The sequence below is a fragment of the Pseudomonas sp. GW456-12-10-14-LB2 genome, from assembly GCF_002884345.1.
Lineage (GTDB): Bacteria > Pseudomonadota > Gammaproteobacteria > Pseudomonadales > Pseudomonadaceae > Aquipseudomonas > Aquipseudomonas paraglycinae.
In genome coordinates this window covers 38,081-60,947 of sequence record NZ_POHV01000002.1, presented here as the reverse complement: position 1 = coordinate 60,947, position 22,867 = coordinate 38,081, and the positions used below count along the sequence as shown (strand labels likewise).

Genomic DNA, 22,867 nt, shown 5'->3' with positions numbered 1-22,867 from the left:
AACATCTCCGGAGCTGACAATGACTGCCGATATTGCCTACCTGCAAACGCTGCAGCAGCCGCTGGAAGAGCTCAACCGGCTGTTCAACGCGCAGCGTGCCGCCTACGCCGCCAACCCGATGCCACCTGCAGCCCAGCGCCAGCAATGGCTCAAGGCCCTGCGCGATTTGCTGAGCAACGAACGGCAGGCCCTCATCGACGCGATCAGCTCCGATTTCAGCCACCGCAGCGCCGATGAAACCCTGCTCGCCGAACTGATGCCGAGCCTGCACGGCATTCACTACGCCAGCCGGCACATCAGCCAGTGGATGAAACCTTCGCGGCGCAAAGTGGGTGTGGCTTTCCAGCCGGCATCGGCGAAAGTCGTGTATCAGCCGCTGGGCGTTGTCGGCGTCATCGTGCCGTGGAACTACCCGCTGTTCCTGGCCATCGGCCCGTTGACCGGCGCGCTCGCGGCCGGCAACCGGGTGATGCTGAAACTCAGCGAATCGACCCCGGCCACCGGCCTGCTGCTCAAGGAACTGCTGGCGCGGATCTTCCCCGAAGATCTGGTGTGCGTGGTGCTCGGCGAGGCCGATGTCGGCGTGGCGTTTTCCAAGATGCGCTTCGACCACCTGCTGTTCACCGGCTCCACCAGCGTCGGCAAGCATGTGATGCGCGCAGCGGCAGAAAACCTGACACCGGTTACCCTGGAACTGGGCGGCAAATCCCCGGCCATCGTTTCCCACGACGTACCTCTCAAGGACGCCGCCGAACGCATCGCTTTCGGCAAGACCCTCAACGCCGGCCAGACCTGCGTGGCCCCGGACTACGTGCTTGTACCGGAGGAGCGCATCGGCGGTTTCGTCGAAGCCTATCGCCAGGCGGTGCGCGGGTTTTATCCGACGCTTGCCGACAACCCGGACTACACCGCAATCATCAACGAGCGCCAACTGGCGCGGCTCAACAGCTACCTCAGCGACGCCACCAGCAAGGGCGCGCTGCTGATTCCGCTGTTCGACCAGGGCCAGGGCCGGCGCATGCCGCACAGCCTGTTGCTGAATGTCAGCGACGAGATGACGGTGATGCAGGACGAAATCTTCGGCCCGCTGCTGCCGATCGTGCCGTATCAGGATCTGGATCAGGCATTTGCTTACATCAATCAGCGGCCACGTCCTCTGGCTCTTTACTACTTCGGCTACGACAAGCGCGAACAGAAGCGCGTACTCAGCGAAACCCATTCCGGTGGCGTCTGCCTCAACGACACGCTGCTGCACGTGGCGCAGGACGACATGCCGTTCGGCGGCATCGGCCCGTCGGGCATGGGCCATTACCACGGGCACGAGGGTTTCCTGACGTTCAGCAAGGCCAAGGGCGTGCTGGTCAAACAGCGCTTCAACGCGGCGAAGCTGATCTACCCGCCGTACGGCAAATCCATTCAGAAACTGATCCAGAAACTGTTCATTCGCTAACGTCACCGCCGGGTAATAACAACAATGCACCCAAGCCTGACCGAAACACCTGCCCTGTCGCGCCGTGGCCTGCTGAAATTCAGCCTGGGCGCCACGGCCTTCCTCGCCACTGCCGGCCTTGGTGCCAGCCTCAGCGGCTGTTCGTCGAGCGTATCGGCCAACGGATTCGCCACGTTGCGCAGCGGCGATCTGCTGTTTCTGCGCGCACTGATTCCAGTGATGCTGGATGGCGCCGTTGCTGTGGAAAAGCTGCCCGCCGCTGTCGATGGCACCCTGAAGTCGCTGGATTACAGCCTCGATCACCTGTCGCCGGAAATGCTCAAGCTCACCCGGCAACTGTTCGATGTGCTGGGCATGGCCGTGACGCGCGGGCCATTGACCGGAATCTGGGGCAGTTGGGAAAACGCCAGCCCCGAGGCGATCCGTCACTTCCTCGAATGCTGGGAAAACAGCTCGCTGAGCCTGCTGCGCATGGGCCACAGCTCATTGCTGCAAATGGTAATGATGGCCTGGTACACCCGCGCCGAATCCTGGGCCCATTGCGGTTATCCCGGCCCGCCCGCCGTTTGAGCCTGGCGACCCACGCATAACAATAATAAGAGAACCTGATCGATGCCCGTACCCGACCCGTTTCGCGAAGGCCTTGCCCGTGGCTGGAAAACCTACAACGGCGCGCAACTCACCGATGACCTGACTCTGGAAGCCGATGTCGTCATCATCGGCAGCGGCGCCGGTGGCGGCACTACGGCGGAAATCCTCAGCGCCGCCGGCTATAAAGTGCTGCTGATCGAAGAAGGCCCGCTCAAGACCAGCAGCGATTTCAAACTGCTGGAAGACCAGGCCTACAGCAGCCTCTACCAGGAAGGCATCGGCCGCATGAGCAAGGATGGCGCGATCACCATCCTTCAGGGCCGCGCGGTCGGCGGCACCACGCTGATCAACTGGACATCGAGTTTTCGCACGCCCGAGCCGACCCTCGAACACTGGGCCAAAGAACACAACGTCAAAGGCCACAGCCCCGCCGACATGGCGCCGTGGTTCGAAAAAATGGAGCAGCGTCTCGGCGTCGCCCCGTGGATGGTGCCGCCCAACGCCAACAACGACGTGATCCGCAAAGGCTGCGAACAACTTGGCTACAGCTGGCACGTGATCCCGCGCAACGTGCGCGGCTGCTGGAACCTCGGCTACTGCGGCATGGGCTGCCCGACCAACGCCAAGCAATCGATGATGGTCACGACCATTCCGGCAACCCTGGAAAAGGGCGGTGAACTGCTCTATCTGGCCCGGGCCGAAAAGCTGTTGATCAGCGGCGACAAGGTCACCGGCCTGCAATGCGTGGCGATGGACGAACGCTGCGTCGAGCCGACTGGACGTACGATCACCGTCAAGGCGCGGCATTACGTGCTGGCCGGCGGCGGGATCAACAGCCCGGCGCTGCTGATGCGTTCGGATGCACCGGATCCGCACAAACGGCTGGGCAAACGCACCTTTCTGCATCTGGTGAACATGTCCGCCGGGCGTTTCGACGAGGTCATCAACCCGTTCTACGGTGCGCCGCAGTCGATCTACTCGGACCATTTCCAGTGGAAGGACGGCACTACCGGCCCGATGGCCTACAAACTCGAAGTACCGCCGCTGCACCCGGCGCTGGCCGCCACGTTGCTCGGTGGTTTCGGTCAGGAAAGCGCGCAACACATGGCGAACCTGCCGCATACCCACGCGATGCTCGCCCTGCTGCGCGACGGTTTTCACCCGGATAGCCAGGGCGGCAGCGTCGAATTGCGCGGTGACGGCTCGCCGGTGCTCGACTATCAGGTGTCGCCTTACACCTGGGAGGGTTTGCGCCGGTCTTTCCACAGCATGGCCGAGATCCAGTTCGCCGGCGGCGCCAAAGCGGTGATGCCGATGCACGCCGATGCCCGCTACGTGAACAGCCTGGCCGAGGCCCGCTCGTTGATCGACAGCCTGAGTCTGGAGCTGTATCGCACCCGCCTGGGCAGCGCTCACGTCATGGGCGGTTGCGCCATGGGCGAGGACCCGAAAACCGCCGTCACCGACAGCCTCGGCCGCCATCATCAACTGAGCAATCTGTCGATTCATGACGGCTCTTTGTTCCCCACCAGCATCGGCGCCAACCCGCAGTTGTCGGTGTATGGTCTGACGGCGCAACTGGCGACATCTCTCGGCGAACGGTTGAGAAACCCGTGAAAAAGGCGAAAATTCCGATCGTCTATAGTGCTTTCTTACCCAACAGGCGACTTTCCCGACCGGGACGGCTGCGATACCATCCGACTCCCCAACGGATTCCCGCCAGGACGACGCGATGAACCGAGTGTTGTACCCAGGTACCTTCGACCCTATTACCAAGGGCCATGGCGATCTGGTCGAACGCGCCTCGCGCCTGTTCGACCACGTGATCATCGCCGTCGCCGCCAGCCCCAAGAAGAATCCGCTGTTCCCGCTGGAACAACGGGTCGAGCTGGCCCGCGAGGTCACCAAACACCTGCCGAACGTGGAAGTGGTCGGCTTCTCGACGCTGCTGGCGCATTTCGCCAAAGAGCAGAACGCCAACGTGTTCCTGCGTGGCCTGCGCGCGGTGTCGGACTTCGAATACGAATTCCAGCTGGCCAACATGAACCGCCAGTTGGCCCCGGATGTGGAGAGCCTGTTTCTCACCCCGTCCGAGCGTTATTCGTTCATTTCCTCGACACTGGTGCGGGAAATCGCGGCCCTGGGCGGCGATATCAGCAAGTTCGTCCACCCGGCGGTGGCCGAAGCCCTGACCCTGCGTTTCAAGAAGTAACGACCGTTCAAACGGCGCCCGCGTGCACTACGGGCGCCAATGCGGCACAATTGCGCGCATTGATTCATAGCGCCCGGGCTCCCCGCCCCGGCTGGAGTTAGCATGTCCCTGATCATCACCGACGATTGCATCAACTGCGACGTCTGCGAACCCGAGTGCCCGAACGCCGCCATTTCCCAAGGCGAAGAGATCTACGTGATCGACCCGAACCTGTGCACCCAGTGCGTCGGCCACTACGACGAGCCGCAGTGCCAGCAGGTCTGCCCGGTGGATTGCATTCCACTGGACGAAGCTCATCCGGAGACTGAAGAACAGTTGATGGAGAAGTACCGCAAGATCACCGGCAAGGCTTGAGCCACTGAATACGATCGCAGCTCCCGGCTGCGATCGCGTCATTCGCGCTGCTCGAATCCCTCCCCTGTGCAGCCCAGGCATCGCACGAACGCCGCTTTCGCCGGCGCCACCACCAGCGCCTCTCCCGCATCGCCAATCCCGCCACCCAGCGCGGTGAACGGCAACGACACGACGAACGCCCCGGCACCAATCACCGTTGCCACCACCAGCAATGGTCGGGCAATCAGCAGATCGCCGAGCATGGCGTAGGCCGGTGGATTCTGGATGGCGTAACGAGGGTCACCGCTGCCGCCTTCCGTGGCCTGAACGGTCAGGCTGAAGCACAGCAGCAGGGCGACGATGAGGGTTTGCAAGGACTTCATGGCACGATCCTTCGGGCTGAACAGTGAGACAACTCACTATAGACCGTAGGACTTTTTCGGACGCCCTGCTCAGCTTTGGCAGCGCGGACACCAGACGCTCGCGCGCTGGCCGAGCTTCATTTCCCGCAGGCCCGTGCCGCAGACCTTGCAGTGCTCGCCGCCGCGACCGTAGACAAACAGTTCCTGCTGGAAATACCCCGGCTGCCCGTCGCCACCAATGAAGTCACGCAACGTGGTGCCGCCGCGCTCGATGGCGGCAGCGAGGATGCGTTTGATCTCGATCGCCAGCTTCAAATAGCGCGCCCGGGAAATGCCTTTGGCTTCACGGCGCGGATCAATACCGGCGGCGAACAGCGCTTCGGTCGCGTAGATATTGCCGACCCCCACCACCACCGCGTTGTCCATGATGAACGGCTTGACCGCCATCGAACGCCCGCGTGACAGCTGATACAAGCGCTCGCCATCGAACAGATCGGTCAACGGCTCAGGGCCCAGACGAATCAGCAATTCGTGATTGAGCGGGTCGGTGCTCCAGAGCATCGCCCCGAAACGCCGAGGATCGGTGTAGCGCAAGGCCAGGCCCGACTCCAGTTCGATATCGACATGCTCATGCTTGGCCGCCGGCATCCCGATCTCCACCAGCCGCAGGTTGCCCGACATGCCCAAGTGGCTGATCAGTGTGCCGACTTCGGCGTTGATCAGCAGATACTTGGCGCGCCGTTCCACCAGCACGATGCGCTGCCCGGACAGCCGCACATCAAGGTCTTCGGGAATCGGCCAACGCAGCCGGCGATCACGCACGATCACCCGGCTGACTCGCTGGCCTTCCAGGTGCGGGGCGATGCCGCGGCGGGTGGTTTCGACTTCCGGCAATTCAGGCATGGGGGTCTCGAATCAGTTTGCTAAATCAGTGTGCGCCAAGTTCGCGGATGGTTTGCTTCAACGTTTCGAAGTCGTAATCCGAGAGGCCGATGTATTCCAGCACCAGCGGCCCGACGGCCTGCCATTCGAAGTCTTCGGTCTGGTTGCCCAGCACCCGGTACGACGCGCAGATGTGCTCGGCCATCTTCAGGATCGCCAGCAGGTTTTTCATCTGACTGTTGCGCGAAGTCTCGTCGCTGAAGATCGCCAAGGCATTGTGGTGGTTGGCGATGGCCGCGCTAACGTGTTCCGGCAGGCGCCAGGACTTCGCGGTGTAGTAACCCACCACAGAATGGTTGGTGTTGTAGACATCGTTCTCGGTGTCCACGACCCGGCGCTCGGCGCTCGCGTTGGCATAAGCCAGTTCGAGTGTCTTCATGTAATCCGGAAAACGCTGAAGCATCAGCGGCACGCCGCAGTCGTGGAACAGGCCCAAGGCGTAAGCCTCGTCGCTCGCCTCGGTGCCGACGCGCTTGGCCAGCGTCAGGCAGGTCATGGCCACGTCCTGGGCGGTGTCCCAGAAACGGTTGAGGGTGACGATGGTGTCGTCGTTCATCTCGCCCTTGATCGACATCGCGTTGATCAGATTGATGATCGAACGGCTGCCCAGCAGGTTCACCGCGCGCTTGATCGAAGTGATCTTGTTGCTCAGGCCGTAATAGGGCGAATTGACGATTTTCAGCAGCGAGCCGGACAGGCCAGGATCCTGGGAGATCAGCTTGGCGATCGTCTCCAGGTCGGGGTCGGGCATGTACTGCTCCATTTGCAGATCCACCATGATCTGCGGCTGCGCGGGCACGCTGATGCCTTGCAGGGACTGTTGAATCTGTTCGGTGGTCAGCTCTTGGGACATAAGTACACACTCTGGGACAGGCCGCGATTCTAACCTCTAAAAACCGACGGACGACACACCAGTGGGCAATTCGCAGGAACTTTCACTTTCCACCAGCCTTCGGAATCTGTAGTGCCCGGAGCAGTTCCCCATCTGTCGCGGGCAGTAATTCCAACAGACTCAGGAGCTGAACGATGGCCACTTCTCTCAGCGGCAAGCGCGTCGCTTTTCTGGTAACCGACGGTTTCGAGCAGGTTGAACTGACTGGCCCCAAAAAGGCACTGGAGCAGGCGGGAGCGCAGGTTGACATCCTCTCCGCCGAAGCCGGCAGCGTCAAAGGCTGGAATCACGATAAACCTGCGGACGACTTCAAGGTCGACCAGACCTTCCAGGGCGCAAGCATCGATCAATACGATGCCGTGGTGCTCCCGGGCGGTGTGCAGAACTCTGACACCATCCGCATCGACCAGGACGCCCAGCACCTGGTCAAGACCGGTGCGTCCGCCGGCAAGCCGATCGCAGTGATCTGTCATGGCAGCTGGCTGCTAATTTCGGCAGGGCTGGTCAATGGCAAGACCATGACCAGCTACAAGACCGTCAAGGACGATCTGGTGAATGCGGGGGCGAACTGGGTTGATCAGGAGGTAGTAAAAGACGGCCACCTGATCAGCAGCCGCCAGCCGGACGATATTCCGGCGTTCAGCAATGCGCTGATCGACGCGCTGTCGGCATAGAGCATAAGCGTATGGATACGGGGCGGGCCTGCTCGTGATGAGGTCAGCCGCGTTTCATCGCACGCCAAACCCGGCATAAGGCGCAACACGGTATACTCCCGCTCTTTTTTCCGGAGCGACGTCATGTCCCTGCCTAGCTTGCGCCTCAAAGCCAACGCCGACCGTCGCCTGCGCGCCGGTCACCTGTGGATCTACAGCAACGAAATCGACGTGGCCGCGACCCCGTTGCACGGCTTCAAGGCCGGCGACCAGGCGATCCTCGAAGCCGCCGGCGGCAAGCCGCTGGGCATCGTCGCCATGAGCCCGAACAACCTGATCTGCGCGCGTCTGCTGTCGCGCGACATCAAGCTGCCGCTGGACAAGTCGCTGCTGGTGCATCGCCTGAACGTAGCCCTGTCGCTGCGCGAGCGCCTGTTCGACAAGCCGTTCTATCGTCTGGTCTACGGCGATTCCGACCTGCTGCCGGGTCTGGTGGTCGACCGTTTCGGCGACATCCTCGTGGTGCAGCTCGCCTCGGCGACCATGGAAGCCCATAAAGATGACGTGATCGCGGCACTGACCCAGGTGCTCAAGCCAAGCGGCATCCTGTTCAAGAACGACTCCGCCGCGCGCGATGCCGAAGGCCTCGAGCGTTACACCGAAACCGTGTTCGGCGTGGTGCCGGAGTGGGTAGCGCTGGAAGAGAACGGCGTGAAGTTCGAAGCGCCAGTGGTTCAAGGTCAGAAAACCGGCTGGTTCTACGACCACCGCATGAACCGCGCCCGCCTGGCCCCTTACGCCAAAGGCAAACGCGTACTGGACCTCTACAGCTACATCGGTGGCTGGGGTGTGCAAGCGGCCGCATTCGGCGCCAGCGAAGTGTTCTGCGTCGACGCATCGGGCTTCGCCCTCGACGGCGTTGAGCGTAACGCCGCACTGAACGGCTTCGCCGACAAGATGACCTGTATCGAAGGCGACGTGTTCGAAGCCCTGAAAGAACTCAAGGCCAGCGAAGAGCGCTTCGACGTGATCGTTGCCGACCCGCCTGCGTTCATCAAGCGCAAGAAAGACCTGAAGAACGGTGAAGGCGCCTACCGTCGCCTGAACGAGCAAGCCATGCGCCTGCTCACCAAGGACGGCATCCTGTTCAGCGCTTCGTGCTCGATGCACCTGCCGGAAGACGACCTGCAGAACATCCTGCTGACCAGCGCCCGTCACCTGGACCGCAATATCCAGCTGCTGGAGCGTGGCGGTCAGGGTCCGGATCACCCGGTACACCCGGCCATCCCGGAAACCCGCTACATCAAGAGCATCACCTGCCGCCTGCTGCCGAACAGCTAACGGTATCGATGCGTATAAAGAAGGGGAGCCTAGGGCTCCCCTTCTTTTTGCCTTTAACGTTGCTTTCCTACACTTATTGTCCTGCAGACTTGCAGGATATTTCCGCGAATACTTTATTTACTGAAATTTAACTTACACACCCATTTCCAGCCAAAGATCACTCCGACAAAATTACTGGATTATTCCTACTTAATATTTGCTTGCGATTAATCCATTACAAACTATTATTAAGTCGTCGCCACGGAGGTGACACCAACTAACCACGAAGCAGCAACGAACAAGGAGTTCAATCATGAAAGCAATTACTCTGGAATCCCGCACCCTCGCAAATCTGGCTTTTCTGGTCGCACCTAAAGCCCGTTAAGTAAGGTGGGCGCTGGGTATAGCCGGCTACCCAGCGCCTCTGACAAAGCACCTATCCAGAGCAGCGTGCCCCAACATGCATATAAATCCTTATTTATTCATACTGCCACGAACGCCCGGCCAGATAGTCTGGAACTACAAAGACCATACTCAACATGAACTTGATCTTGAATATTCCTCCCGACTGGCGCAACTTGTCCACAACCCTGACTTATACGACAACAGCAACATAATAGATACACAGCTTTTAAATGCAGGAATACTGACTTCTTATAAAATCCCGGCGCCTGCCTGGGGCTGGGATGAACTGTCCAGGATCTACCATATCGGGACTCGGGACATTCCTTGCGAACACACTCCCCGAAACATTCAGGAATGGTCCAGGCAATATCTCGAACACTGCAACAAAGTGCTTGCCACTCCCCCGCCAGCCGACATCCCTGTGGATACCCGTCCGAACGCACTCATCGCCCTGCCCAAGCCGCTGGCACTGAATGACGACAGCCTGTCGAATTCACTGACCCGGCGAAAGACCTGCCGATCCTTCACTGGCGCTGCCGTGCCGCTGGATGATGTGGGCACCTTGCTTTACCTGTCACTCGGTTACCTGGGAGAACGCGAAACCGACTGCGACGACAGCATCGCCGAAGGACTGGGCGCGCGGCGCAGCAGCCCTTCCGGCGGTGGCCTTAATGCCTGCGCCGGGTTCGTGTTTGTACAGAACGTCGACGGACTGGCACCCGGCGTGTATGCCTACCACCCCGCCGATCACGCCCTGAGCTTCATCAACCCTTTGCCCGACACCGCGCCCGGCAATCTGCTGGGGGGGCAGCATTTCATCAACAACCTGCCATTGGGGCTGTTCATCACCGCCCGCTTCGACCGGCTCTGGTGGAAATACCCGCACTCGCGCGCCTATCGAATGGCGTTCATCGAAGCCGGGCACCTTTCGCAAACGTTTCAACTGGTGGCGACAGCGCTCGGCATGAACACCTGGCTCACAGGCGCGTTTTCCGATGAGCAGGTCGAAGCGTTGCTGAAGCTCGAAAACAGTGCGGAACAACCCTTGTTCTTTGTCGGTTGCGGGGAAAGCGACGGTCAGGCGATGTGTCAGGAAATGCGTGACCTGCTGCGTGAGGCACAACCATGAGCGCCCTGGCCCCGGAACCGGTCTTTCAGTTCACCCTGAGCGACTGGAACAGCCGCGCCTCCGTTCGCGCCAGCCCCCACGATTACCGCTTGCCGGAAAACGTGCAGGAACAACTGGAGACCCGGCACTGGTTTCCGCCGGCATTCCTGCCTTATCTAACCCACCCGGCGATTGAAGCAGCGGGCCGTTCGATGCTGCACCGGCTTACGGCCCGGCATCTGGTGCACTTTCTCGACTACACCACGCTGCTCGAACACCGGATCGTCAATCGCGCCGTCGAAACCATCGTGCATGGCGAACTGCCGGTCGAGGTACCGACGTCGATGAAAACCGCCGCGCTCCAGCTCTACACCGACGAGGGCTATCACGCCCTGTTTTCCAGTCAGGTGGCAGAGCAGATCGCCAGCCTCTACGCCATCACCGGGCGACCCGTGATGCCCAGACGCATCACCCGGATGAACCTGCTGGTCGCACGCACAAGGCAGGAGCAACGGCCGCTGGCGTGCTTTCTTCTGGGCTTCGTCTCGGAAACCATCATTGCCCGTGAACTGCTGGATGTCTGCCGCGACAGCTTGGTGTCCGGCGTCAACGACATGTTGCGCGATCACCTCACCGACGAAGCGCGCCACAGCCGCTATTTCACCGAAGTGTTCCACTACCTCTGGTTGCACCTGAACCCGCGACAGCGAACGTTCACCGCGACGACCTTGCTCGACATTCTGGAAATCTTCTTCGAAGTGGATGAGCACTGGCTGCAGGAAAGCCTCTGTGGCGCGGGCATTGCAAATACGACGGTGACGGACATTCTCGGCACGATGACATCGACCCAGGCCAGTCGACGGCGGGCACGCGCCGGCAGCCTCGCTACGTTGAAGGCATTGAAGAAAGCCGGATTTTTCGCCGAACCTCAAAACCAGACACTATTTGCCAGGGCGGGACTGATCGATGGATGACGGACAATCTGTGGTGACCCGACGACAGCGGCGCGGGGCTGTCAGTCTTTTGCTGGCAATGGTGTTGCTCGGCGTCTTTCCACTGGATGTCCTGCTGCCTTCGTTCCCGGCACTGGCCGAACACTTTCGCCGCACCCCGGCGGACATCGCCCTGTCGATCAGCCTGTTTGCGGTCGGAATTGCCTTCGCCCAGTTGCTGATCGGCCCGCTGTCGGATGTGATCGGACGCAAGGGGCTGCTGCTCGCCGGCATGAGCGTTTCCATACTCGGCGCCCTCGGTTGCGTGATGACCTCGGACTATTCGCTGTTTCTGATGTTCCGGGTGTTGCAGGCGCTGGGCTGCGGTTGCTTCGTGCTGTCACAGGCGCTGGTGCAGGACCTGTTCGAAGGCGAAGAACGTGACCGCCTACGGATTTTAATGGTCACCGCCGGCGGGATTTTCATCTCGATATCGCCGCTGGCTGGCACCTTTCTTCAGGCGACGCTGGGCTGGCGCGGCAGCTTCTGGGTGTTCATCGCATTATCAGCCGCAGTGCTGCTCAAGGCCTGGCTGTTTCTGGAGAACACCCGACCTACCGCCACTGGCACACGTACGAACTTCCTCACGGCATATCGACGGGTTCTGGGAGATTTCGACTTCGTCGGCTACTGGCTGATTTCGGCATTTGCGTTCGCCTGCCACTTTTCATTCATCGTGATCTCGCCGCTGATCTTCATGGATCGGCTGCAACTGTCCGCTTACGAGTTTTCGTTGATCCTGCTGATCTACGGTGCGGCTTACGTCACCGGGGGTATCCTCGCCAGCGTGCTGAGCAGGCGCATCAACAGCGGCCAGCAGATGGTCGTCGGCCTGAGCCTGATCCTGTTCGCCGGCGTGACCATGCTGTACCTGTCGTCGAACTTTGCACTGGCTCCGGCGACCGTGCTGATCCCGATGCTGATCTGCACCGCCGGCACCACCATTGCCCGGCCGGCAGCCACGTCCCGGGCCATGAGTCTGTTTCCGGAAAACGCCGGCACCTCGGCCTCGGCCGGCAGCACGATCATTTTCATCTGCGGCGGCTTGATCAGTGCCTTGATCAGCCTGAGCCCGACCAATCTGCAATCCACGCTGGGCTACAGCTTCGTGATACTCAGCGGGGTGGCACTGGCGTTGAACGCGCGGATCAGTCGCCGCAGCGATCTCGTGGGGCAACCGGACAGCGATTAATCCTGCCGGTCGTCATCCCGCACGCTTCGTCAGCACTGGAACAACGCTTTGCGCCATTCCCTCCTGACGCCAGCGGTGTAGAATCGCGAGATTCATCGCCATTCATCCCCGGCGGGTTTATGAGCTCAGGCTGAGACCAGCGGCGATCCCGCAACGTCATCGGCAACATCAGGACACACGGCCATTTCTGAGTGTTCCAGACGTCAATAGAAGCTCACTCCCTTTTGATACCTGATTAGCCGCCCGGAGTGCTCCATGCCAGATTACCGCTCGAAAACATCCACCCACGGCCGCAACATGGCCGGCGCCCGCGCATTGTGGCGCGCCACCGGGATGAAGGATGACGACTTCAAGAAGCCGATCATCGCCATTGCCAACTCCTTTACCCAGTTCGTACCGGGCCACGTTCACCTGAAGGACCTGGGCCAACTGGTTGCCCGTGAGATCGAACGCGCTGGCGGCGTTGCAAAAGAATTCAACACCATCGCCGTTGACGACGGCATCGCCATGGGCCACGACGGCATGCTCTATTCGCTGCCGAGCCGCGAGATCATCGCCGACTCCGTCGAGTACATGGTCAACGCCCACTGCGCCGACGCCATCGTCTGCATCTCGAACTGCGACAAGATCACCCCCGGCATGCTGATGGCCGCCCTGCGCCTGAACATCCCGGTGATCTTCGTCTCCGGCGGCCCGATGGAAGCCGGCAAGACCAAACTGGCCAGCCACGGTCTCGACCTCGTCGACGCCATGGTGATCGCCGCCGACTCCAGCGCTTCTGACGAGAAGGTTGCCGAGTACGAGCGCAGCGCCTGCCCGACCTGCGGTTCGTGCTCCGGCATGTTCACCGCCAACTCGATGAACTGCCTGACCGAAGCCCTGGGCCTCGCACTGCCGGGCAACGGTTCGACCCTGGCCACCCACAGCGATCGCGAGCAGCTGTTCCTGCAGGCCGGCCGCACCATCGTCGAGCTGTGCAAACGCTACTACGGCGAGAACGACGAGTCGGTACTGCCGCGCAACATCGCCAACTTCAAGGCGTTCGAGAACGCGATGATGCTCGACATCGCCATGGGCGGTTCGACCAACACCATCCTGCACTTGCTGGCCGCGGCCCAGGAAGCCGAGATCGACTTCGACCTGCGCGACATCGATCGTCTGTCGCGCAAGGTGCCGCAGCTGTGCAAGGTCGCGCCGAACATCCAGAAGTACCACATGGAAGACGTGCACCGCGCCGGCGGCATCTTCAGCATCCTCGGTTCGCTGGCCCGTGGCGGCCTGCTGCACACCGACCTGCCGACCGTGCACAGCCGCAGCATGGAAGAAGCCATCGCCAAGTGGGACATCACCCAGACCGACGATGAAGCCGTGCACCATTTCTTCAAGGCAGGCCCGGCCGGCATTCCGACGCAAACCGCGTTCAGCCAGTCGACCCGTTGGGAAACCCTGGACGACGACCGTGAAAACGGTTGCATCCGCAGCTTTGAACACGCCTATTCGAAAGAAGGCGGCCTGGCCGTGCTGTACGGCAACATCGCCCTGGACGGCTGCGTGGTGAAAACCGCCGGCGTCGACGAGTCGATCCACGTGTTCGAAGGCAACGCGAAGATCTTCGAAAGCCAGGACAGCGCCGTGCGCGGCATCCTCGCCGACGAAGTGAAGGAAGGCGACATCGTCATCATTCGCTACGAAGGCCCGAAAGGCGGCCCGGGCATGCAGGAAATGCTCTACCCGACCTCGTACCTGAAATCCAAAGGCCTGGGCAAAGCCTGCGCCCTGCTGACCGATGGCCGTTTCTCCGGCGGTACTTCCGGTCTGTCCATCGGCCACGCTTCGCCAGAGGCTGCGGCCGGCGGCGCGATCGGTCTGGTGCAGGACGGCGACAAGGTGCTGATCGACATTCCAAACCGCTCGATCAACCTGTTGATCAGCGACGAAGAACTGGCGGCACGCCGGGTCGAGCAGGACAAGAAAGGCTGGAAACCGGTCGAACAGCGTCCACGCAAAGTGACCACCGCCCTCAAGGCCTACGCCCTGCTGGCGACCAGCGCCGACAAGGGTGCCGTGCGCAACAAGGCGATGCTCGACGGGCTGTGATGCTTAACCGTCGCGCATAAAAATGCCCCGCCAAGTGCGGGGCATTTTTTTGCCTTCAGTTTGATCGTTCCCACGCTCCCGCGTGGGAATGCCTCAAGGGACGCTCTGCGTCCAGTGACGCGGAGCGTCACGGGCTGCATTCTCACGCAGAGCGTGGGAACGATCATCGCGCTCTGCTCGGGAGCAATCACCGTAGCAATTACTGGATTTCTTCAGGTTTGACGATCACCCAGTTCTTGTCCGCCGTCACCGGCAAACCTTCTTTCGCCTGGGCCGCCGCGTGTTTGGCCATCATGCCCTGGATCTGGGTCATGTACTTATCCTTGCGGTTGACCCACAGGTGAATGCCACCCTTGGCCACGTCCACATCGTGGAACAGCATGTAGCCGTCGCTGGTCGGCGTGTCGCCACCCACCAGTACCGGTTTTTTCCACTCGTCGATGTAGGTCAGGATCGCCGCGTGCTTGCCGGCCATCCAGGTCGCCGGGGTCCACAGGTATGGTGTCAGCTCGAGGCCGAGGTTGGCCTTCTCGTCATATTTGCCGGCGGTGATCTGCTTGCGCGCGGTGGTCAGTTCGCCAGTCTCGCGGTTCTTCAACAACGTGGTCACGCCGATGACGTTCTGCGGTTTGACGTTGTAGCCGTACTTCGGATCGGCCGCGACCATGCGCACCAGTTCTTCGGAGGCGGCGGTCATCACGTAGACCTCGATGCCGTTCTCCATCAGTTTGTTGTACAGCTCTTTCTGGCCAGTGAAGATCTTCGGCGGATTCACATCCAGATTCTTGACCACGTCACCTTCGTAATAAGTCGCCGGCACCGGTTTGCCCGAGGCCATCAGCTCATCGACGTAGCCCTTGAGTTCCTTGAGGGTGAAGCCGGAAAACACCTGCGCCACCCATGGGTAGCAGACCATGTCGTCGACTTCGCAGAGGCGGTAGTAGTAACTGAACAGGCTTTCCTTGTGGTCGGCGGTGTCCTTGAACGGCATCAGTTTCAGGGAGGGGTCGAGCTTGTCCCGGGTGATCAGGCCCTTGTTTTCCATGAATGGCAACAACGACTCTTCGAGGTCGTAGCGGTAACTGGTGTTGTCCATGTCGAACACCGCGTAGTTACCCTTGTTGGCGTTGGCAGCGATCATCGCGTCCAATGCCTTGGCCTGATCCGCCGGCCAGTGTTTCAGGTCGGTGGCGAATGCCTGAGTGACCAGGCCCATCCCCACAGTCAGTGCGACAGCCAGAAATTTCGGTGTGAACTTCATTGGCGCTTTCTCCCTGGGTCAAAGAAATCGACGCTAACAAATATGTGTGACAGTCCTCGTCTGTCAGCGACCGTCCACGTCCGTTTCGCGCCAGCTGCATCCCCGAGAGCGACACCCGCTTATTCCAAAAACGACGGACGACCTCCGATTTCGGTATTAAATCATTGGAAATCAAACTGTTAGGCTTGCCGGTTCGCAACAGCCCCGGAAGGTTGTTGGCACAGTCTTTTCTGGAGTCCTCATGAATCTGCCCCTGATTCTCAACTTGCTGGTGTTCCTCGCCCTGCTCTTCGGCCTGGCGCAAACCCGTCACACCTCGTGGAGCCTGGCGAAAAAAGTCCTGCTCGCGCTGGTGCTGGGCGTGGCGTTCGGCGTCGCGCTGCACACGATTTACGGTGCCGGCAACCCGGTGCTGAAAGCCTCGATCGGCTGGTTCGATCTGGTCGGCAACGGTTACGTGCAACTGCTGCAAATGATCGTGATCCCGCTGGTGTTCGCCTCGATCCTCAGCGCCGTGGCCCGTCTGCACAACGCATCGTCGCTGGGCAAGATCAGCTTCCTGACCATCGGCACGCTGCTGTTCACCACCGCAATTGCGGCGCTGATCGGCATCGGCCTGACCAACCTGTTCGGCCTGACCGCCGAAGGCCTGGTCGCCGGCACGCAGGAAATGGCCCGTCTGCAAACCATTCAGACCGACTACGCCGGCAAGGTCGCCGAACTGAATGTGCCGCAACTGCTGCTGTCGTTCATCCCGCAGAACCCGTTCGCCGACCTGGCCCGGGCCAAGCCGACCTCGATCATCAGCGTGGTGATCTTCGCCGCGTTCCTGGGGGTTGCCGCGCTGCAACTGCTCAAGGATGACGTCGAGAAAGGTCAAAAAGTGATCAACGCCATCGACACCCTGCAGGCCTGGGTGATGCGTCTGGTGCGTCTGGTGATGAAGCTGACCCCGTACGGCGTGCTGGCGCTGATGACCAAAGTGGTCGCCGGTTCCAACCTGCAGGACATCATCAAGCTCGGCAGTTTCGTGGTGGTGTCGTACCTCGGTCTGGGCCTGATGTTCGTGGTACACGGTCTGCTGGTGTCGGCGGCCGGGATCAACCCGCTGCGCTTCTTCCGCAAGATCTGGCCGGTGCTGACCTTCGCGTTCACCAGCCGCTCCAGCGCAGCGAGCATTCCGTTGAGCATCGAAGCGCAGACCCGTCGTCTGGGCATTCCGCAATCGGTGGCAAGCTTCGCTGCTTCGTTCGGCGCGACCATCGGCCAGAACGGCTGCGCCGGTCTGTACCCGGCAATGTTGGCGGTGATGGTTGCGCCAACCGTCGGCATCAACCCGCTGGATCCGCTGTGGATCGCGACGCTGGTAGCGATCGTAACCTTGAGTTCGGCCGGTGTGGCGGGCGTGGGTGGCGGTGCGACCTTCGCCGCGCTGATCGTGCTGCCGGCCATGGGCTTGCCGGTTTCGCTGGTGGCGTTGCTGATTTCGGTCGAGCCGCTGATCGACATGGGCCGTACGGCCCTGAACGTGAGCGGTTCGATCACCGCTGGCGCGATTACCAGCCAGGTGATGCAGCAGACCGACAAGGCACTGCTGGATGCCGATGAGCATGCGCAGCTAGCGAGCTAGCCAGCTGCAAGCTGCAAGCTGCAAGCTGCAAGCTGCAAGAAGAGCATTCCAGCTTTTACTTGCGGCTTGCAGCTCGAAGCTTGTAGCTATCTTCTTTCCCAGACTTCGAAGTTGTAAGCCGGTTTGTCGCCTTCAGCCGGATTCGGCACGTTCGACACCAGCTTCCACTGGTTCAGATCGAACTCCGGAAACCACGCATCCCCTTCCGGGCTCAACGCCACACGGGTCAGATACAAACGATCCGCCTGCGCCAGCCCTTGCGCATACAACTGCGCCCCACCAATCAGCATCAACTCGTCGACGCCCTGCTCTTTCGCCCACGCTTCGGCGCGAACCACGGCGGCTTCCAGCGACGGATAGACTTCCGCGCCCTCCAGCACCAGACCGGCCTGACGGCTGACCACGATGTTCAAGCGGCCCGGCAACGGACGACCCAGCGAATCCCAGGTCTTGCGGCCCATGATGATCGGCTTGCCGAGCGTCGTGGCCTTGAAGTATTTGAAGTCTCCGGGCAGGTGCCAGGGCATGCTGTTGTCGACGCCGATCACACGGTTTTCACCGAGGGCTGCAATCAGGCTGAGGGGGAGTGATTTAGTCATGCCGGCGAGGATACCAGAGCCGCCCTTACCCCGATAAGCGCCACAGCGGTTATGCTCACGGCTCAATCAAGCAACGGGATGCCGCGTGACTGAACTGACTCCACTGCAAAACCTCTGGCTCACCGAAACCGTGCGCCTGCGCGAAGAACACGCAGGCCCGCTGGAGGATCTGGAAGCCAATCGCCTGGCCCGCGCGGCCGGCGGCGATCTGCCGGGACGCATTCAACGCCGCGCCCTGTGGCTGGCCGAGCGCGATGGTCTGACCTCTGCGCTCAAGCACTGGCTGCAAGGCGCACGCCTGGCGCTGGTGCTGCTGGCGATCTTCGCGGTACTGAGCGGTGCCGGTCTGGCTTTCGCCGCACTGGGCCAGACGCCGGTCAATGTGTTCTGGGCCCTGGGCAGTCTGCTGGGGTTGAATCTGATTCTGCTGTTGAGCTGGGCGCTGGGGCTGGTCTTCGCTGGCGAACACGACGCTACACTCGGCCGCTTGTGGCTGTGGCTCAGTGAAAAACTCGCCCGCGACGCCAAGGCTGCTCAACTCGCACCGGCGCTGCTGCTGATGCTGCAACGCCAGAAACTCAATCGCTGGGCGCTCGGCACGCTGGTCAACGGCCTGTGGTTGCTGGCGATGTTCAGCGCGCTGGTTTTGCTGCTGACGCTGATGGCGACCCGGCGCTACGGCTTCGTCTGGGAAACCACGATTCTCAGCGCCGACACATTCATCAACATGACCCAGGCCCTCGGCGCATTGCCGGCGCTGCTGGGCTTCAACGTGCCGACCGTGGACATGATCCGCGCCAGCGGCGACACCACGCTGAACATCGAAAGCGCCCGTCAGGCCTGGGCAACCTGGCTGGTCGGCGTGCTGGTGGTGTACGGCGTGCTGCCGCGTCTGCTGTTGGCGCTGTTTTGCTTCTGGCGCTGGAACAGCGGCAAAGCCGCATTGCGTCTTGACCTGAACCTGCCCGGCTACGCCCAACTGCGCGAACGCCTGATGCCGACCAGCGAACGCCTCGGCATCACCGATCCAGAACCTGCGCAATTGCACCGCGTCGAAAGCACCGTCGGCGAACACGCCAGCGATGGCGCGTTGCTGGTGGCGATCGAACTCGACGATCAACACTCATGGCCGCCGACGCTGCCGAAAAACGTCAGCAACGCCGGCATCCTCGACAGCCGTGAATCGCGCAACAAACTGCTCGAACAGCTCAGCCGCTTCCCGCCGGCGCGCCTCGCGATTGCCTGCGACCCACGACGTTCGCCGGATCGCGGCAGCCTGGCGCTGATCGCCGAGCTGGCGCGCAATGCCACTGCGACCCGTGTCTGGTTGTTGCAGGCGCCGCAAGGACAAGCGCTGGATGCCGAACGCCTCGGTGACTGGCATGTGGCGTTGCAACAGCTGGAACTGCCGTTCGCCGATTGCGCCCCGTTGAACTGGCTGGAGCACGGACATGACTGATGCCTGGAAAGCGCCGCTGAAACTGGCGGTGGTCGGCCACACCAACGTCGGCAAGACTTCGCTGTTGCGCACCCTGACCCGCGACGTCGGCTTCGGCGAAGTCTCCCATCGACCGAGTACCACGCGGCATGTCGAAGGCGCGCGGTTGTCGGTGGATGGCGAGCCGTTGCTCGACCTCTACGACACGCCCGGTCTGGAAGACGCCATCGCCCTGCTGGATTTTCTGGAACGTCTGGAGCGCCCCGGCGAACGCCTCGACGGCCCGGCACGGCTGGCGCGGTTTCTCGACGGCAGCGAAGCGCGCCAGCGTTTCGAACAGGAAGCCAAAGTCCTGCGGCATCTGCTCGATTCCGATGCCGGCCTGTACGTGATCGACGCCCGCGAACCGGTGCTGGCCAAGTACCGCGATGAACTGGAAGTGTTGGCCAGTTGCGGCAAGCCGCTGCTGCCGGTGCTGAATTTCGTCAGCAGCGCCAACCACCGCGAGCCGGACTGGCGCGAAGCACTGGCGCGTCTCGGCCTGCATGCATTGGTGCGTTTCGACAGCGTCGCCCCGCCCGAGGACGGTGAGCGGCGGCTGTATGAAAGCCTCGCACTGTTGCTGGAAAACGCCCGCCCACAACTTGAACGCCTGATCGCCGATCAACAGGCCCAGCGCCTCGCCCGCGAGCAAAGCGCCGCACGCCTGATTGCCGAATTGCTGATCGACTGCGCTGCGTGCCGACGCAGTGTGGCGAGCAACGCCGAGCAGGAACAACAGGCCATCAGCGAACTGCGCAAAGCCGTGCGTCAACGCGAACAGAAGTGCGTCGAGGCGCTGCTGAAGCTCTACGCCTTCCGCCCGCAGGACGCCGCCGCCAGCGATCTACCGTTGCTCGACGGACGTTGGGGCGATGACCTGTTCAACCCGGAAACCCTCAAGCAACTCGGCGTGCGGGTCGGCGGCGGGATTGCGGCCGGTGCAGCGGCCGGTGCGGGTGTGGATTTGCTGGTCGGCGGCATCACCCTAGGCGCCGCCGCGCTGGCCGGCGCCATTGCCGGCGGCGCCCTGCAAACCGCCCGCAGCTATGGCAACCGCTTGATCGGCAAGATCAAGGGGCAGCGGGAGCTGACGGTCGACGACAACGTGTTGCGCCTGTTGGCCCTGCGTCAGCGGCAACTGTTGCAAGCGCTGAATGCCCGCGGCCATGCGGCGATGGATGCCGTTCAGGTGGCGACGCCGCAGGACAAGACCTGGCGCGAGGGCAAGTTGCCGGAAGCACTGAACAAGGCGCGGGCGCATCCGCAATGGTCTTCGCTGAATCCGCATCCGAAGCTGAATCAGGCGGAGCGGCAGGAGCAGATTGAGTCGTTGGTGGAAAAGGTGCTTGAGCTTTAAATCCCAGACCCTCACCCCAACCCTCTCCCGGAGGGAGAGGGAGCTGACGGTGTTGTTCTTGGGTCATACATCGACCTGAAATAATTAAGCGGAACTCAAGTTTGAAAAGCATGAGAATCGACGCCCTCTCCCTTCGGGAGAGGGCTGGGCGGGCGGCGCTCCGATGAGGGCAGCAATCACTAGGCAGACAACAAAGCTTCAGCCTTGCGCTTCAGAACGGACAAATCCATCACCGGCACCGCCATTTCCTTCGCCAGTTCATCCCACTGGCGCATTCGCAGGCTGACGGCGCACAACGGATCCTGCTCGAACGCATCCGCTTCAGCCTCGGTCATCACCCCGCCCTGATATTCCAGGGTGCGGCGGCTGGCTTCGCTCAAGCGGTCGTAATAGCCCGATTCCCTGAGCGTCAGATAGCGCTTGGCCTGGACGTGATATTCCACCAGTCGCGCCAGGCGTTCGCTGAAGCCGGCCTCACGCAGATAATCCGCGCCGAGACGTTCGTGGCTGACCACGCCGTAACCGCCCATGTTCTCCGCGCCTTCGGCACACAAGTGGCCGATGTCGTGGAAGAACGCGGCAAGCACCACTTCGTCGTCGAAGCCTTCGGCGATGGCCAGTTGCGCCGCCTGGGACATGTGCTCGATCTGCGACACCGGTTCGCCGATGTAGTCGCTGGCGCCGAAGCGTTCATAGAGGCCGAACACCCGGTCGATGACTTGCTCGTGACTCAACATCAGTGCTCTCCAAAAAGCTGTGCAACATTGCGCTCGGCCATGGCCGGGCCGACGCTCATGCCGACGCCGCTGTGCATCAGCGCCACACTCAGCCCCGGCGCCGGACGCAGGAACGAAAACGGCCCCGGACCCCGGGAACCATAGACGCCCTGCCAGCGCTCGACCACCTGCACCTTGCAACCGAGAGTCTGTTCGGCCAGTTCGAGCATCCAGTTGTCGACCTGCTCGGCGTTGAACGGCGACGGATCGCTGCCGTAATGGTGCGAGTCGCCGATGATCAGTTCGCCATACGGCGTCGGGCTGATCAGCAGGTGAATGCCGTTTTCCTGCAGGTGCGGTTGCTCGCGCAGGATTTGCGCCTGCACGGCGGCCGCTTCCGGCAGATCGGCGAAGGCGCCGTAATGCACGCAGCTGAGGCCGGTGAGCAAGGCATGTTGCAGGTTCAGGTCGATCTGCGGCCGGGCGCGGAGCATTTGCAGTCGGCAGATTTGCGGGTCGAGGGCGGCAATCGGCTCGGCCAGCAAGGTCTGATAATCGTGGCCGGAGCAGACGATGATCTGCTTGGCGGAGAATGTGCCGACAGTACTTTGCAGGCGCCCAGGCTCGACGTCGCGAACCAGCGTCGAGAAGTGAAACTCGACGTCGAGCTCGCGGCGCAGGTATTCGATCAACGCCGGAATCGCCTCCCGGGAATACAGCTGTTGATCGTCCATGCCGTGCAGCGCGGCGCGGTGATGGCTGAACTGGCCGCCGTACAGATCGCGCAGCGCGGCACCGCGCAGCAGTTCGACGCGGTAGTCGTGCTCGACGGCGCGTCCGGCGCAGAAGGCTTCGAGCAAGTGCTCTTCGGCTTCGGTGCGGGCGAACAGGTACGAGCCGTTGCGCTTGAGTTGCAGGCCGGCGAGCTGCGCCCACTGGCCCCAGATGTCGCGGCTGGCCTTGGCCAGTTCAAGCATCGGCCCCGGTGGCTGGCCGGTGACCAGTGCCTGGCCGAAGTTGCGTACCGAGGCGCCAATGGGCGTGGCGGTGCGCTCGAAAACCGTGACCTTGAGACCGCGCCGGGCGGCGGCCCAGGCGTGGGACAGACCCAGGATGCCGGCGCCGACGATCAGCAAGTCTTTGTGTTGTGTCATGCAGCTACCTCAATGATCGTTCCCACGCTCTGCGTCACAGAGGACGCGGAGCGTCCTTGGCTGCATTCCCACGCGGAGCGTGGGAACGATCAATGCTCCGTCAGGGAACGATCGGGTAAGA

The 22,867-nt window shown here is 61.7% G+C and carries 21 protein-coding genes; 14 read left to right on the top strand and 7 right to left on the bottom strand.

The window, feature by feature from the left end; translation table 11 throughout:
• Positions 1 to 19: 19 nt before the first annotated feature.
• From C1X29_RS01785 to C1X29_RS01765, 5 genes are all read left to right on the top strand, one after another.
• Positions 20 to 1,450: a coniferyl aldehyde dehydrogenase gene (locus C1X29_RS01785; protein WP_102685786.1), complete on the top strand. Its 1,431-nt coding sequence runs from the start codon at positions 20 to 22 to the stop codon at positions 1,448 to 1,450.
• 24 nt (positions 1,451 to 1,474) lie between these two features.
• Entirely contained in the window at positions 1,475 to 2,020 is a 546-nt protein-coding gene (locus tag C1X29_RS01780) for a twin-arginine translocation pathway signal protein (RefSeq protein WP_102716710.1), read from the top strand.
• Positions 2,021 to 2,062: 42 nt separating this feature from the next.
• Positions 2,063 to 3,658: a GMC family oxidoreductase gene (locus C1X29_RS01775; RefSeq protein ID WP_102716709.1), complete on the top strand. Its 1,596-nt coding sequence runs from the start codon at positions 2,063 to 2,065 to the stop codon at positions 3,656 to 3,658.
• Positions 3,659 to 3,773: 115 nt separating this feature from the next.
• Complete coding sequence (coaD, locus tag C1X29_RS01770; RefSeq protein ID WP_007953414.1) at positions 3,774 to 4,253, top strand: pantetheine-phosphate adenylyltransferase; 480 nt, start codon at positions 3,774 to 3,776, stop codon at positions 4,251 to 4,253.
• A 102-nt stretch (positions 4,254 to 4,355) separates the two neighbouring features.
• Positions 4,356 to 4,607, top strand: a complete 252-nt coding sequence (locus C1X29_RS01765) for a YfhL family 4Fe-4S dicluster ferredoxin (RefSeq protein WP_003195146.1) — start codon at positions 4,356 to 4,358, stop codon at positions 4,605 to 4,607.
• A 38-nt stretch (positions 4,608 to 4,645) separates the two neighbouring features.
• Here C1X29_RS01765 and C1X29_RS01760 read toward each other — a convergent pair whose 3' ends face one another.
• From C1X29_RS01760 to C1X29_RS01750, 3 genes are all read right to left on the bottom strand, one after another.
• On the bottom strand, positions 4,646 to 4,969 hold the full coding sequence (locus C1X29_RS01760) for a hypothetical protein (protein WP_007953415.1): 324 nt from the start codon (positions 4,967 to 4,969) through the stop codon (positions 4,646 to 4,648).
• Positions 4,970 to 5,038: 69 nt separating this feature from the next.
• Complete coding sequence (mutM, locus tag C1X29_RS01755; protein ID WP_102716708.1) at positions 5,039 to 5,851, bottom strand: bifunctional DNA-formamidopyrimidine glycosylase/DNA-(apurinic or apyrimidinic site) lyase; 813 nt, start codon at positions 5,849 to 5,851, stop codon at positions 5,039 to 5,041.
• 25 nt (positions 5,852 to 5,876) lie between these two features.
• Positions 5,877 to 6,689 carry an HDOD domain-containing protein gene (locus tag C1X29_RS01750; RefSeq protein ID WP_173940172.1) on the bottom strand — a complete coding sequence of 271 codons (813 nt, stop codon included), beginning with the start codon at positions 6,687 to 6,689 and terminating at the stop codon, positions 5,877 to 5,879.
• A gap of 227 nt (positions 6,690 to 6,916) precedes the next feature.
• On the opposite strand from C1X29_RS01750, the gene C1X29_RS01745 reads away from it, so the two are divergent.
• From C1X29_RS01745 to ilvD, 6 genes are all read left to right on the top strand, one after another.
• A complete protein-coding gene (locus tag C1X29_RS01745; protein WP_085746705.1) occupies positions 6,917 to 7,456 on the top strand; it encodes a type 1 glutamine amidotransferase domain-containing protein in 540 nt (179 codons plus the stop codon).
• A gap of 123 nt (positions 7,457 to 7,579) precedes the next feature.
• A complete protein-coding gene (locus tag C1X29_RS01740; protein ID WP_085746706.1) occupies positions 7,580 to 8,776 on the top strand; it encodes a class I SAM-dependent rRNA methyltransferase in 1,197 nt (398 codons plus the stop codon).
• 439 nt (positions 8,777 to 9,215) lie between these two features.
• Complete coding sequence (locus C1X29_RS01735) at positions 9,216 to 10,289, top strand: SagB family peptide dehydrogenase (RefSeq protein ID WP_085746707.1); 1,074 nt, start codon at positions 9,216 to 9,218, stop codon at positions 10,287 to 10,289.
• Positions 10,286 to 11,242 carry a diiron oxygenase gene (locus C1X29_RS01730; RefSeq protein WP_102716706.1) on the top strand — a complete coding sequence of 319 codons (957 nt, stop codon included), beginning with the start codon at positions 10,286 to 10,288 and terminating at the stop codon, positions 11,240 to 11,242. The genes C1X29_RS01735 and C1X29_RS01730 overlap by 4 nt, the downstream gene beginning before the upstream one ends.
• Positions 11,235 to 12,452: a multidrug effflux MFS transporter gene (locus C1X29_RS01725; protein WP_102716705.1), complete on the top strand. Its 1,218-nt coding sequence runs from the start codon at positions 11,235 to 11,237 to the stop codon at positions 12,450 to 12,452. Before C1X29_RS01730 ends, C1X29_RS01725 begins: the two co-directional genes overlap by 8 nt.
• 255 nt (positions 12,453 to 12,707) lie before the next feature.
• A complete protein-coding gene (gene ilvD, locus C1X29_RS01720; protein ID WP_011336405.1) occupies positions 12,708 to 14,549 on the top strand; it encodes a dihydroxy-acid dehydratase in 1,842 nt (613 codons plus the stop codon).
• 199 nt (positions 14,550 to 14,748) lie between these two features.
• On the opposite strand, the gene C1X29_RS01715 is transcribed toward ilvD, so the two are convergent.
• Positions 14,749 to 15,810 carry a phosphorylcholine phosphatase gene (locus C1X29_RS01715; RefSeq protein WP_102716704.1) on the bottom strand — a complete coding sequence of 354 codons (1,062 nt, stop codon included), beginning with the start codon at positions 15,808 to 15,810 and terminating at the stop codon, positions 14,749 to 14,751.
• A gap of 241 nt (positions 15,811 to 16,051) precedes the next feature.
• Here C1X29_RS01715 and C1X29_RS01710 point away from each other — a divergent pair, with 241 nt between their 5' ends.
• Positions 16,052 to 17,440: an L-cystine transporter gene (locus tag C1X29_RS01710; RefSeq protein ID WP_102716703.1), complete on the top strand. Its 1,389-nt coding sequence runs from the start codon at positions 16,052 to 16,054 to the stop codon at positions 17,438 to 17,440.
• Positions 17,441 to 17,526: 86 nt separating this feature from the next.
• On the opposite strand, the gene C1X29_RS01705 is transcribed toward C1X29_RS01710, so the two are convergent.
• Positions 17,527 to 18,039: a dihydrofolate reductase gene (locus C1X29_RS01705; protein WP_102685796.1), complete on the bottom strand. Its 513-nt coding sequence runs from the start codon at positions 18,037 to 18,039 to the stop codon at positions 17,527 to 17,529.
• Between the two features lie 85 nt (positions 18,040 to 18,124).
• Here C1X29_RS01705 and C1X29_RS01700 point away from each other — a divergent pair, with 85 nt between their 5' ends.
• Positions 18,125 to 19,498 carry a DUF2868 domain-containing protein gene (locus C1X29_RS01700; RefSeq protein WP_102716702.1) on the top strand — a complete coding sequence of 458 codons (1,374 nt, stop codon included), beginning with the start codon at positions 18,125 to 18,127 and terminating at the stop codon, positions 19,496 to 19,498.
• Positions 19,491 to 20,876, top strand: coding sequence for a GTPase/DUF3482 domain-containing protein (locus C1X29_RS01695; protein ID WP_102716701.1), 1,386 nt, complete (start codon positions 19,491 to 19,493; stop codon positions 20,874 to 20,876). Before C1X29_RS01700 ends, C1X29_RS01695 begins: the two co-directional genes overlap by 8 nt.
• A gap of 179 nt (positions 20,877 to 21,055) precedes the next feature.
• Here C1X29_RS01695 and C1X29_RS01690 read toward each other — a convergent pair whose 3' ends face one another.
• Positions 21,056 to 21,613, bottom strand: coding sequence for a phosphonate degradation HD-domain oxygenase (locus C1X29_RS01690; RefSeq protein ID WP_085746714.1), 558 nt, complete (start codon positions 21,611 to 21,613; stop codon positions 21,056 to 21,058).
• Entirely contained in the window at positions 21,613 to 22,746 is a 1,134-nt protein-coding gene (locus C1X29_RS01685; RefSeq protein ID WP_102716700.1) for a TIGR03364 family FAD-dependent oxidoreductase, read from the bottom strand. The genes C1X29_RS01690 and C1X29_RS01685 overlap by 1 nt, the downstream gene beginning before the upstream one ends.
• Positions 22,747 to 22,867: the final 121 nt, after the last annotated feature.